Source organism: Bifidobacterium imperatoris (assembly GCF_002860405.1).
GTDB classification, from domain to species: domain Bacteria; phylum Actinomycetota; class Actinomycetes; order Actinomycetales; family Bifidobacteriaceae; genus Bifidobacterium; species Bifidobacterium imperatoris.
Genome location: NZ_NMWV01000001.1, coordinates 33,252 through 44,861 on the forward strand (window position 1 = coordinate 33,252; position 11,610 = coordinate 44,861).

Annotated in this window: 11 protein-coding genes; 8 read left to right on the forward strand and 3 right to left on the reverse strand. The window is 56.6% G+C overall.

Annotation, left to right across the window (positions count from 1 at the left end):
- Positions 1-235: 235 nt before the first annotated feature.
- The 4 genes from Tam1G_RS00165 (at position 236) to Tam1G_RS00180 (ending at position 6,081) form a co-directional block, all read left to right on the forward strand.
- Positions 236-1,873, forward strand: a complete 1,638-nt coding sequence (locus Tam1G_RS00165; protein ID WP_101625010.1) for a peptide ABC transporter substrate-binding protein — start codon at positions 236-238, stop codon at positions 1,871-1,873.
- Between the two features lie 218 nt (positions 1,874-2,091).
- Entirely contained in the window at positions 2,092-3,018 is a 927-nt protein-coding gene (locus tag Tam1G_RS00170) for an ABC transporter permease (RefSeq protein ID WP_033890082.1), read from the forward strand.
- A gap of 20 nt (positions 3,019-3,038) precedes the next feature.
- Positions 3,039-4,043 carry an ABC transporter permease gene (locus tag Tam1G_RS00175; protein WP_033890176.1) on the forward strand — a complete coding sequence of 335 codons (1,005 nt, stop codon included), beginning with the start codon at positions 3,039-3,041 and terminating at the stop codon, positions 4,041-4,043.
- A gap of 22 nt (positions 4,044-4,065) precedes the next feature.
- Positions 4,066-6,081 carry a dipeptide ABC transporter ATP-binding protein gene (locus tag Tam1G_RS00180; RefSeq protein ID WP_101625011.1) on the forward strand — a complete coding sequence of 672 codons (2,016 nt, stop codon included), beginning with the start codon at positions 4,066-4,068 and terminating at the stop codon, positions 6,079-6,081.
- A gap of 268 nt (positions 6,082-6,349) precedes the next feature.
- On the opposite strand, the gene Tam1G_RS00185 is transcribed toward Tam1G_RS00180, so the two are convergent.
- Positions 6,350-7,210, reverse strand: coding sequence for an exodeoxyribonuclease III (locus tag Tam1G_RS00185; RefSeq protein ID WP_101625012.1), 861 nt, complete (start codon positions 7,208-7,210; stop codon positions 6,350-6,352).
- Positions 7,211-7,360: 150 nt separating this feature from the next.
- Between Tam1G_RS00185 and Tam1G_RS00190 the strand changes: the two genes are divergently transcribed.
- From Tam1G_RS00190 to Tam1G_RS00205, 4 genes are read left to right on the forward strand one after another with little or no spacing between them, the layout of a single operon-like run.
- Positions 7,361-8,212 (forward strand): DUF3710 domain-containing protein, encoded by an 852-nt coding sequence (locus Tam1G_RS00190; protein WP_033890085.1) that lies wholly within the window; start codon positions 7,361-7,363, stop codon positions 8,210-8,212.
- Complete coding sequence (locus Tam1G_RS00195) at positions 8,209-8,973, forward strand: DUF3159 domain-containing protein (RefSeq protein ID WP_207553116.1); 765 nt, start codon at positions 8,209-8,211, stop codon at positions 8,971-8,973. Before Tam1G_RS00190 ends, Tam1G_RS00195 begins: the two co-directional genes overlap by 4 nt.
- Positions 8,973-10,229, forward strand: a complete 1,257-nt coding sequence (locus Tam1G_RS00200) for a class I SAM-dependent RNA methyltransferase (RefSeq protein ID WP_101625014.1) — start codon at positions 8,973-8,975, stop codon at positions 10,227-10,229. Before Tam1G_RS00195 ends, Tam1G_RS00200 begins: the two co-directional genes overlap by 1 nt.
- A 1-nt stretch (position 10,230) precedes the next feature.
- Positions 10,231-10,875 carry a type 1 periplasmic-binding domain-containing protein gene (locus Tam1G_RS00205; protein WP_243394813.1) on the forward strand — a complete coding sequence of 215 codons (645 nt, stop codon included), beginning with the start codon at positions 10,231-10,233 and terminating at the stop codon, positions 10,873-10,875.
- 54 nt (positions 10,876-10,929) lie between these two features.
- Here Tam1G_RS00205 and Tam1G_RS00210 read toward each other — a convergent pair whose 3' ends face one another.
- Both Tam1G_RS00210 and Tam1G_RS00215 read right to left on the reverse strand, forming a co-directional pair.
- Positions 10,930-11,271 (reverse strand): hypothetical protein, encoded by a 342-nt coding sequence (locus Tam1G_RS00210; protein ID WP_101625015.1) that lies wholly within the window; start codon positions 11,269-11,271, stop codon positions 10,930-10,932.
- Entirely contained in the window at positions 11,268-11,576 is a 309-nt protein-coding gene (locus tag Tam1G_RS00215) for a DUF2089 family protein (RefSeq protein ID WP_033890088.1), read from the reverse strand. The genes Tam1G_RS00210 and Tam1G_RS00215 overlap by 4 nt, the downstream gene beginning before the upstream one ends.
- Positions 11,577-11,610: the final 34 nt, after the last annotated feature.

Below are 11,610 nucleotides of genomic sequence, written 5' to 3' on the forward strand. Positions count from 1 at the left end.
TGTGGACACTACCCAATGAAGCTGTGTTCAGGCTGAAGATAGCCTTTGAAAGGCCATCGATTTAACATATACGTAACATGGAATTTGCTTCTTGTCTCCAAAGTGCGAGACAATGCAATCAATCAGCAACGGGGTTGGTTTGCCGGCAGGCGCGCACAACGCGCCTCTGGTAGCCAGCCCCGTTCGCGTGAAAGTGGGGCTTCGGCCCTGCGACCTTATGAATAGGAGAAAACATATGAAGAAGAAAGCTCTTGCTTTCGCTGCCGTGGCTTGCTCCATGGCTATGCTGCTGAGCGCCTGCGGCGGCTCCAGCTCCAACACCGCCTCCGATACTGCCGGCGCTAACATCATCACCGCTTACAACTCCGAGCCTCAGAACCCGCTGATTCCGTCCAACACCAACGAAACTGGTGGCGGCAAGCCGGGCGATCTGCTGTTCTCCCGTCTGGTCTCCTTCGACAAGGATGGCAAGGCTTCCAACGAAGTGGCTGAGTCCATCACCCCGAACGATGACGCTACCCAGTACACCATCAAGCTGAAGTCCGGCTGGAAGTTCACCGATGGCACCCCGGTCACCGCTGAGTCCTTCACCAAGGCTTGGTCCTACGCTGCCAACGCCAAGAACGCTCAGAAGGCTTCTTCCTTCTTCTCCACCATCAAGGGCTATGACGAGCTGCAGGCTGACGGCCTCAAGGGCACCGAGCAGCTCTCCGGCCTGAAGGTTGTGGACGACACCACCTTCACCGTTGACCTGAACCAGTCCGATTCCGTGTTCCCGATCAAGGTCGGCTACCTGGCCTTCGCTCCGCTGCCGGAGTCCTTCTACAAGGATCCGAAGGCCTTTGGCCAGAAGCCGGTTGGCAACGGCCCGTACAAGCTGGACCACTGGGATCACAACAAGGAAATCGCCCTCGTGAAGAACCCTGACTACAAGGGCAACGAGGAAGTCAAGAACGACGGCGTGACCTTCAAGGTCTACACCGACGACTCCGCCGCTTACCGCGACATCCAGGCTGGCAACCTCGACGTGATGGAATCCGTCCCGGCCGCCTTCACCAAGACCTTCAAGACCGACAAGAAGGTCCAGCCGTACTCCGAGGCTGGCTCCGTCATCCAGACCTTCACCATTCCGTCCACCCTTGACCACTTCAAGAACGACGAAGAAGGCCAGCTGCGTCGCCAGGCCATCTCTATGGCTATCGACCGCGACCAGATCATCGACAAGGTGCTGAACGGCAACGCAACCGCCGCTACCGACTTCACCTCCCCGAAGACCCCGGGCTACTCCGACTCCCTGAACGGTGCTGACAACCTGAAGTTCAACGCCAAGAAGGCTAAGGAACTGTGGGCCAAGGCCGACGCCATCTCCAAGTACGATGGCCCGCTGACCTTCTCCTACAACGCTGATGGTGGCGCTAAGCCGCTTTACGACGCTGTCGTGAACCAGCTGAAGAACAACCTCGGCATCGACGCTTCCACCAACCCGATTCCGACCTTCCAGGAATTCCGCGACGCTGTGACCAACCGTCAGATGACCGGCGCCTTCCGTACCGGCTGGCAGCCTGATTACCCGTCCGCTGAGAACTACCTGTGGCAGCTGTACTCGACCGCTGCTGCTGACGGCAAGGGCTCCAACGATGGTGATTACAAGAACCCTGACTTCGACAACCTGTGCCTGCAGGCTGCTGCTGCCAAGACCACCGATGACGCCAACAAGCTGTACCAGCAGGCTCAGGAGATCCTCCTCAAGGATCTGCCGGCTATCCCGCTGTACTACTCCAACGCTAACGGTGTGGCTTCCCTGAACATCAAGTCCGGCTACGCCTTCGATTGGCAGAACCTCCCGACCTACGCTGCAATGTCCAAGAAGTGAGTTGAAACTCACCTGACATCGAGCATATAGTTCGGTAATTCAAGGGGCGAGGATCGTATGATCCCCGCCCCTTTCATATATTTACGTCCAATAATCGGGCGAGTTAACGTGAGTTTACATACCGCCGTCAAGGCATGCGGTAAACTATCGACGTATTTGCCGACCGGCAAGGGCAACGCATACCCTCCGAAGCCGGTCATGGAATAAGGAGCAACCGTATGGGTAAGTATCTTCTGCGACGTATTCTGCAGATGATCCCCGTGGTTCTCGGCACGACGCTTTTGGTGTACGCGCTTGTCTTCCTGCTGCCTGGCGACCCCGTCAAGGCTATGTTTGGTGATAAGCCGATTAATGAAGCTGTCGCAGCCCAGATCCGCGCAGAGTACCATCTCGATCAGCCGTTCATTGTTCAGTACTTCATCTATCTGAAGAACGCGTTGACCCTCGACTTCGGCAACACCTTCGCCGGCCAGCCTGTTATCGATGAAATCGGCCGTGCCTTCCCGGTCACGATTAAGCTTGGCCTGATGGCATTCGTCTTTGAGGCGATTTTCGGCGTGGTCTTCGGTATCATCTCCGGCCTCAAGAAGGGCAAGTGGTACGACACGGTTATCCTGATCGTCTCCCTGCTGCTTATCTCCGTGCCGACCTTCGTCACCGGCTTTGTGCTGCAGTACCTGCTCGGCATCCAGTGGTCCATCTTGCCGGTGACCGCAGGTGCCGATCCGACCTTCCTTGATTTGCTGATGCCGGCTATGGTGCTTGGCTCAGTGTCAATGGCATATATCATCCGATTGACCCGCGCTGAAATCTCCTCCAACATCGCTGAGGATTACGTGCGCACCGCACGCGCCAAGGGCATGTCCAACGGACAGGTGATGCTGCGCCACGTACTGCGCAACTCCCTGATTCCGGTCGTCACCTACTTGGGCCAGGACATTGGCGGCCTGATGGGTGGCGCAATGATCACCGAACAGATCTTCAATATCCACGGCATCGGCTTCCTTACCTACCAGTCCATTCTGAAGGGTGAAGCCAACCTCGTGGTGTCCATCGTCACGTTGCTCATGCTGATCTTCGTGGTGTGCAACCTCGTCGTCGATATGCTGTACGCGGCCCTCGATCCGCGCATCCGCTACGCGTGAGAAGGAGAGGAGTGAACAACATGACTAACGAAAATCTCGACAACGAGCTTGATAATTCTGGCGAGCCGACTCCTGAGTACTTCATGGAAACCCTGCCTGGTCAAGATCGTTACGTGGCTCCCATTGATGAGACTCCGCTTCAGGATGTCGATTCCGTGGATGAGTCCGCTCCGGCCACCAGCATGTGGGCCGACGCATGGCGAACCCTGCGACGCAACCCGCTGTTCATCATCTCGGGCTTGCTCATTATCTTCATCATCATTGTGGCTATCGCCCCGGGCCTGTTCACCAAGCAGGATCCGAACGCTTGCGATCTGGCCAACTCCCTGAGCGCAGCTTCCAGCGGTCATCCGTTCGGCTACGACCTGCAGGGCTGCGATGTCTACACTCGTGTGGTGTACGGCACCCGCACCTCCCTGTCCGTCGGCTTGCTTTCCACACTGCTTGTGGTGGCTCTTGGTACGCTCATCGGTGCCATCGCCGGTTTCTGCGGTGGCTGGATTGACGCCGTGCTGAGCCGTATCACCGATATCTTCTTCGCACTGCCTATGCTGCTTGGTGCCATCGTTGTGCTGCAGATGTTCAAGTCCTCCAAGTCCATCTGGAAGGTCGTGCTCGTGCTAGCGCTCTTCGGCTGGGTCGGTGTGTGCCGTATCGCACGAAGCGCAGTGCTTGAAGCCAAGAACCTTGAGTTCAACACCGCATCCACCGCACTGGGCTCCACGCCTATGCGCAACCTGTTCCGCCACATCCTGCCGAACTCCTTGGCCCCGATCATCGTTATCGGCACCACGTCTCTGGCTTCCTACATTGTGGCCGAAGCAACGCTGAGCTTCCTTGGTGTGGGCCTGCCCACCACCACCGTGAGCTGGGGCGGCGATATCTCCAGCGCCCAGACCAACCTGCAGACCGATCCGCTCGTGCTGTTCTACCCGTCTGCCGCACTGGCTATCACCGTGCTTGCATTCATCATGATGGGTGACGCCGTCAAGGATGCCCTTGACCCGAAGAGCCGTACGGCCTGAGCAAGGGAGTAGAGGAATAATTATGACTACCAACTCCAACGCACAGATGCTGGCCATGCAGAAAGAGCATGGTCCTCTGCTCGAAGTCAAGGATCTCGCCGTCGACTTCACCACGGACACCGGCAAGCCGGTGCACGCCGTGCGCAACTCCTCCTTCACCGTTTACCCAGGCCAGTGGGTGGCCATCGTGGGTGAATCCGGTTCCGGTAAGTCCACCTCCGCTATGGCTGTGCTCGGTTTGCTGCCGGGCACCGGTCATGTGGTCGGTGGCTCCATCAAGCTCGACGGTCAGGAGATCGCCGGCGCCAAGCAGTCTGAATTCGACAAGTTGCGCGGCACGAAGATGGGTCTGGTCCCGCAGGACCCGATGAGCAACCTGAACCCGGTGTGGCGTATCGGCACCCAGGTCAAGGAAGCCCTGAAGGCCAACAACATGGACGTGGCCCACGAGAAGCGCTCCGCCCTCGCCAAGGCTCTGGCCGGCGAAGACGCAGCCGTGGAACTCAAGGGCAACGATGATGAGACCTTCCTTGGTTCCAAGGATCTGCCCGCTCTGATGGAAGATGCCAAGAAGGCTTTGACTGAAGCCGGCGTGACCGGTGAAGCCTTCGACAAGGCCGTGGCACGTTTTGAAAGCGAATGGGTTCCGGGCTCCGAAACCCGTTGGCGTGTGGCTGATGATCTGATCAAGGCTGGCGTTTCCGACGATCAGGCATGGTACTTGGCCAAGAAGTACGTCACCGGTTCCAGCATGGACGATCGTATTGCAGGCCTGCTTTCCGAAGCTGGTCTGCCGGATGCCGCAACCCGTGCACGCCAGTACCCGCATGAGTTCTCCGGTGGTATGCGTCAGCGTGCACTGATCGCCATCGGTCTGGCTTGCCGCCCTGACCTGCTTATCGCCGACGAGCCGACCTCTGCACTGGACGTGACCGTGCAGAAGCGCATCCTCGACCACCTGCACTACCTGACCGACTCCCTCGGCACCGCAGTGCTGTTCATCACCCACGATCTGGGTCTCGCCGCTGAGCGCGCTCAGCACATCGTCGTGATGTACAAGGGCCAGGTCGTTGAATCCGGTCCATCTCTGGAAGTGCTTCAGCACCCGCAGCACCCGTACACCAAGCGACTGGTGGCTGCAGCTCCGTCTCTGGCTTCCCAGCGCATTATCTCCGCCAAGGAACGTGGCGAGAACGCCGACGCTCTGCTGGATCACAAGGTTGCCGACGAGAACGAGCTCGAAAAGAGCGAGCACATCATCACCGTCGATCACCTGACCAAGGAGTTCAAGCTCCCGCGCAAGAAGGAACTGTTCAAGGCCGTCGATGACGTGTCCTTCTCCGTCAAGCGCGGCACCACCCTGGCCATCGTGGGTGAATCCGGTTCCGGTAAGTCCACCGTGGCAAACATGGTGCTCCACCTGCTGAATCCCACCTCCGGTAAGGTGTTCTACGAAGGCCGCGACACTTCGACCTTCAATGCCAAGGATTTGCTGGACTTCCGCCGCCATGTGCAGCCGGTGTTCCAGAACCCGTACGGCTCCCTGGATCCGATGTACTCCATCTACCGTTCCATCGAAGAACCGCTGCGTATCCACAAGATTGGTGACGCCAAGTGGCGTGCCAACCGTGTCAAGGAACTGCTCGACATGGTGGAAATGCCGCAGTCGGTGATGGGCCGTTACCCGAACGAGCTTTCCGGTGGCCAGCGTCAGCGTATCGCCATCGCACGAGCTATGGCGCTCGACCCGGATGTCATCGTCTGCGACGAGGCCGTCTCCGCTCTTGACGTGCTGGTTCAGGATCAGGTGCTGCACCTGCTCAACGACCTGCAGGCCGAAAAGGGTCTGAGCTACCTGTTCATCACCCACGATTTGGCTGTGGTCCGCCAGATTGCAGACGAAGTCGTGGTGATGCAGCACGGCAAGCTCGTCGAACACGCCACCACCGATGAGGTGTTCGACCACCCGCAGAAGCAGTACACCCGAGACCTGCTCGACGCCATCCCAGGCGGCAAGCTCCAGCTCGGTCTGGACTGATTGTAAAACTCAAACCAGTTGCCGGCGAAGCCCGGCATACATAGTGTCCGACACACTCAAGGCCGTTTGGCCAAGCTTACAGTCGGTCACTATGTATGCCGGGCTTCGCCTTATTGCATTATGAAATGCCTAAATAATTGTGTATATGGTTGATATGGAGGTGATGGTTGGGATATGCGTTGCTGGACCGTAAGCTTGGCCAACGGCCTTGAGTGTGTCCAGTAACGCATATCCCAACCATCACCGGCCTCACGACTAGGGCAATTAATCACACGTCGTAGGTGATGGTTAGGGGAGCGTGGTCGGACCAGCGTAGGTCGTAGGTGGGTGCCTTGTCGATTACGAATCCGCGAGCGGTTTCCGCGAGCTCGGGAGTGGCGAACTGGTAGTCGATACGCCAGCCAACATTGTTATCGAATGCTCGGCCGCGCTGACTCCACCAAGTGTATGGGCCTTGAATATCGCCCGCCAAGTCACGCATCACATCAACGAATTCGTATTCATTCAGCCATTTGTCAACGTAAGCGCGCTCTTCAGGCAGGAATCCGGCGTGCTTTTCATTGGCTTTGGCATTCTTAATATCCAATGGCGTGTGCGCAATATTGAAATCACCGCAGAGCACCGCCTGCCTGCCGCCATGTGCGGCCTCATCACGCAGTTCACCTAAACGCGGCAGCATGGTGTCGAGAAAACGGTATTTCTGCTCCATTTTGAGCGGATCATCAGTATTGCCCGCATGCACGTAGACGCAGACCACGGTGATTATATAGCCTTGCGGTGTGCGAATATCCGTTTCAATCCAACGGCCGGAATCCACATCATCGTTTAACCCAGGCAATCCATACCGCTGTTCAACAACTGGCAGATCGGAGAGCAACGCTACACCTGCACGGCCTTTTACCCGGCAGATTTCATTGGTGAGCGTGAAATCCTCAGCTGATTCGATGGCACCTGCCTGAGCGTATTCGAATGCGAGCTTGCCGTAAATCTTGTCGATATCCGGGTGAGGTGCTCGTACCTCTTGCATGCACCAAATATTCGGCGTATGTCTGCCTGCCCAAGTGGTGATACCTTTACGGTCAGCGGCGCGCAAGCCATTGACATTGGAAGTGGTAATAGTGATGGTCATGCGGCCATAGTATTCACTTGCGCCTACCAATCAACGCCAAGAGGTTTGCGATGATTACTGCAAGCAAATCAGTAGCGTCAATGTTCAGCTTTCTTTGAGGCGGGGTGCTAGGCTTAGCAGGGTTGCAACCGTTACATGAAACGAGGAATTATGGGACTGTTCGGATTCGGTAAGAAGAAGGACAAGAAGGAAGCTGAGCCGGCTGAAACCGTCGATGAAGACAAGGTGGCTGCCGAAGCTGCAAACGCTGCCGCCAAGGCGGAAAGCGCTGAAACCGTGCTGGCGGAACCGTCCAGCGAATATGAGGGTCGTGGCGAAGATCGTGGCCCGTGGGACGTGAACGACGAAGACGTTCCGGATTACGACGATTATCTGGATCTTGGTGCCTACTATTTGCCGTTCCTGAAGGGCATTGAGCTGCGCATCAAGGCCAGCCGCGCCACTCAGCAGGTGTTGGGTTCCACCATTACTTATGGTGCATCCAGTTTGGAAATCGAAGCATTTGCCGCTCCGAAGACTATGGGTCTGTGGGATGACGTGCGTGCCGACCTGTTGGAAGCCAACAAGAACGCATCCGAAGCCGAAGGTGTGTTTGGCACTGAGCTGAAGCTGCCGGTGAATGTCAAGGGTGGCAAGGTTGTCAACACTCGTATCGTTGGCGTGGATGGCCCTCGCTGGATGCTGCGTGGCATCTTTTCCGGTAGGGCAGCAGTGGATCCGGATAGCCCGGAGACCCGCGCTCTGAACAAGTTCTTTGCGGATATCGTGGTGGAACGCGGTGAAGAGCCGCTCGCTCCGCGCGATCTGATTCCTATGCATCCGCCGGTCGCTCCGGCAGAGCGCAAGGCCGCCAAGGCCGCTGCCGAGGCCGAAGGCCAGGATGGCAAGGAACACTTCAAGGACATTCCGGATAACAAGCCAAAGGGTCCGCTGAGCCAGGACCAGACCACTGAGGTTAAGACCACGCTGGCTCGTGGCCCGATGTTCTCCGAAGTTCGCTGACCTTGGCAGAGCAGAAGAAACGTACCGGTCTATCCGCGCTGGCCGACGCTGGCAATGATGCGGAGGATTTCTCCGTTATCGATGCCATCGGCGGTCCGCGCGGAGTTGTGGAATCCATGCTGCCCGGCGTGGTGTTCGTCGTGCTGTTCGTGGCCACGAGCAATCTGAACCTGACCATCGCGGTATCCGCTGTACTTGCGGTGCTGCAGGTTATCGCGCGGTTGGTTCAACGACAGTCGGTGATGGGAGCCGTCTCCGGTTTGATTGCTGTGGGCATCTGCCTTATTTGGGCATGGCAGACGCATGAGGCGCGCAATTATTACGTATTCGGGTTCATTACTAATGCTGCTTATGCTGTATTGCTTACGATTTCGCTGATTGCTCGCGTTCCCGGTTTGGGCTTGGTCGTGGAATTCATCCGCAGTCTGCCGACCGAACAGTTCAAAGCATGGTTCGATGATTGGATGAACGATCAGGCTCTTAAGCGCGCGTACATGATTGTCACCGGATTGTGGACCGGACTGTTTGTGCTGCGTTTGCTCGTACAAGTCCCGTTGTATTTGACCGATCATGTGGCTGCCCTCGGTGTCACCCGTTTGCTGATGGGCATTCCATTTTGGGCTCTGGCCATCTGGGTGAGCTATCTGATCATTGCCACCCCCATGCATCGGCATAAGGCTCTAGCGCAACAAGCAGCAAATAACGCAGAAACTGGCAATGCCGGCGAATTGAATCCGAATGAAGCAGGAAAGGACAATTGATGCAAGCTGAGGTCCGGATCGAACGATATGCCGATCAAGGCCGCTGCGTGGCCCATATTGATGGTCGCGTGGTATTCGTGCGCTTCGCTTTGCCCGGCGAACTGCTGCGCATCGAATTGGATGAGCCTCATGACCGTGACGACCGTTTCTGGACCGGTGAAGTGGTTGAGGTACTTGAGCCTTCGCCTGATCGCGTCACTCCGGCATGGCCGCTTGCCGGCCCGTTGGCTATGGGCGGGGGAGTAGGCGGAGCCGACCTTGTACATGTGTCGTTGCCTGGCCAGATTCGTTGGAAAGCCATCACTGTTTCCGAACAGATGAGCCGTCTTGGGCATGTGAATGTTGCGGTTCCTGTGGAGCGTATTGCCGGCGATGAGGAGCTGGGAGGTCTTCACTGGCGCACTCGTATCGAGATGATTGTTGACGAGCAGGGACGGCCATCCATGCGTCGCCGTGGCACGCATCATCGCGTGGCCATCGATACCATGCCTCTGGCCAGTCAGACTTTGTTGCATATTGCCGATCAGGAACATATCTGGGATGGTGGATTCGAGCCGGGCTCGCAAATCAGACTATCGGTTCCTGAACCTCGCGGTGAGCAGGCACTGGCCAATGATTATGCAGTACTGGTTGACGGTGAACTGCGCTCAGGCAGCCAGCTATTGACCGAACAGGTGCCGGTAAACGGGTCGATGTTCACTTATCATGTGGATGCTGGCGGTTTCTGGCAAATGCATCGTGGGGCTCCCATCGCGCTCGTCTCCCATGTGATTGATTTGGTCAATAATCAACTTCAAGGCAAGGCGGATCCGGTAATCTGGGATCTCTACTCCGGCTCCGGTCTGTTCACTTTGCCTCTGGCCACATTGACCGGCGAACGTACGCATATGTTCAGTGTGGAAGGCGCGCCCGTAGCCGTCAAGAACGCGCAGCGTAATCTGCGCGCGATGGGATTGACCAATGTGGATGCCCGTATAGGCGACGTTTCCCGCACGTTGAGCCACGTTCCCGCCAATCTTGCCAAGCCGGATGTGGTAGTGCTCGATCCGCCTCGCGCAGGAGCCAAAGCCAAGGTCTGCCGCCAGATAGCAGCCTCTGGTGCCGCCCATGTCGTTTATATCGCCTGCGATCCCACCAGCCTTGCGCGCGATACCGCCACGCTTATTGCCGAAGGTTACCAGCTGCAGGATATTCGAGCATTCGACATCTACCCGATGACGCACCATGTGGAAACTGTGGCCCTGTTCACCCGCTAATATGCGAACCATGAACCATCGAATCATCGGAGCGGCACTGTGTCTGACCGCTCTGCTATCGCTTACCGCCTGCACGCCGGTCGGTCATGCGGTAGGCGATACGCAGGATCAGGCATCGCAAATCGCCCATGATTCAATCCATGTTTCGGATATGTCCATCGGGCTAGTTGGCTCTGAAGATTCAGCTGCAGACAAGATGGCCCTGGACGCGCTCGCTGATGCTGGCATTAGTGTTTTCTATGCTTCTCTTGGCAGTACAGGCGCGGATAGCGAATCCGGACAGAACATCAATCAGCCTGACGGAGAAGATTCGCAATCCACACAACAAAGTGCTGAGGATACCACCGCACAACATGCAGTAGAGGATTTCCTGAACCGGCCGGTGAGTCTGGTAATCATCAGTGGCATCAATGTCACCGATACCAATCGTGATGGATGGCATCAAACGCTGACCACTGTTCGGCAGGCCGGCATTCCCGTAGCCCTGCTCAATCCGCAGTCCGTTCCTCGGGACGAGACTTTGTATGCGGCTACGCTGACGATCAATGATCGCGATGCTGGTGCTGTTGCCATCGGCGATGCCGCGGTGAGCATCATCCGTGATGAACCCCATGAGCGCTCAATCGCCGTATCAACCGTCTCATAATTGGGCGAAACGGTCGATACGGCGATAATGACGTGAGCGAAAGGTTAGTGCAACTTACAAATCCTGCACGCTCATATGGGCAAGTTCGGCGCGACGCTTGATTTTGTCGCGCTGATAGAGATAAATACCTGCCAATACAACGGTGGACACATTCTCGGATAGGAATGCGACGGACGCGACCAGGATTATGTTCCATAGATTGTTGCCAGTGTAGGCGCTGCCGGCGAAAACGTTCATTGCCGCCGCGATGGACAGTAGAAGCGTAATGGCAGGCAATACCAGACCGGGCCACTTGCTGTCCATCTTTGAAAGCTTGACCTGCAAGACGATGAAGCCGATGCAGGCGGCGATAAGCAGCACGAGGAACACTACAAAAAATACTGCAGAGGCGCTCATGATGATTCTCCTTGCTTGAGTTGCTTGCGATATTCAGTGATAAGGATCTTGGCGGTGTCGAAGTCGAGTTTGTCATCGACTGCGAGTCGTTTGATCAGTGCGATATACGGTTCATTCTCGATTTGCTCGCCAAGTTGGATTTTTTGGATGAGCCTATCGAGCCGAAGCCTGACGGTGGGGTAGGAGACGCCGTACTGTGAGGCGACTTCCTTCATCGAACCTGATGCGAGTAGGAATCGTTTGATGAACATCATGTCCTCGTCATCAAGGTTTGTCATCCACGGTGGAATCATCGTCGAATCCATTCATCCTTCTTCGATATAGAGAATGTTTAATAAA

What these genes read in the sequence shown, in the direction of transcription:
- Tam1G_RS00200 (WP_101625014.1), top strand. Translation starts at nt 8,973, where the DNA reads ATGCAAGCTGAGGTCCGGATCGAACGATATGCCGATCAAGGCCGCTGC.
- Tam1G_RS00205 (WP_243394813.1), top strand. Translation starts at nt 10,231, where the DNA reads ATGCGAACCATGAACCATCGAATCATCGGAGCGGCACTGTGTCTGACC.
- Tam1G_RS00165 (WP_101625010.1), top strand. Translation starts at nt 236, where the DNA reads ATGAAGAAGAAAGCTCTTGCTTTCGCTGCCGTGGCTTGCTCCATGGCT.
- Tam1G_RS00170 (WP_033890082.1), top strand. Translation starts at nt 2,092, where the DNA reads ATGGGTAAGTATCTTCTGCGACGTATTCTGCAGATGATCCCCGTGGTT.
- Tam1G_RS00210 (WP_101625015.1), bottom strand. Translation starts at nt 11,271, where the DNA reads ATGAGCGCCTCTGCAGTATTTTTTGTAGTGTTCCTCGTGCTGCTTATC.
- Tam1G_RS00190 (WP_033890085.1), top strand. Translation starts at nt 7,361, where the DNA reads ATGGGACTGTTCGGATTCGGTAAGAAGAAGGACAAGAAGGAAGCTGAG.
- Tam1G_RS00215 (WP_033890088.1), bottom strand. Translation starts at nt 11,576, where the DNA reads ATGGATTCGACGATGATTCCACCGTGGATGACAAACCTTGATGACGAG.
- Tam1G_RS00175 (WP_033890176.1), top strand. Translation starts at nt 3,039, where the DNA reads ATGACTAACGAAAATCTCGACAACGAGCTTGATAATTCTGGCGAGCCG.
- Tam1G_RS00185 (WP_101625012.1), bottom strand. Translation starts at nt 7,210, where the DNA reads ATGACCATCACTATTACCACTTCCAATGTCAATGGCTTGCGCGCCGCT.
- Tam1G_RS00180 (WP_101625011.1), top strand. Translation starts at nt 4,066, where the DNA reads ATGACTACCAACTCCAACGCACAGATGCTGGCCATGCAGAAAGAGCAT.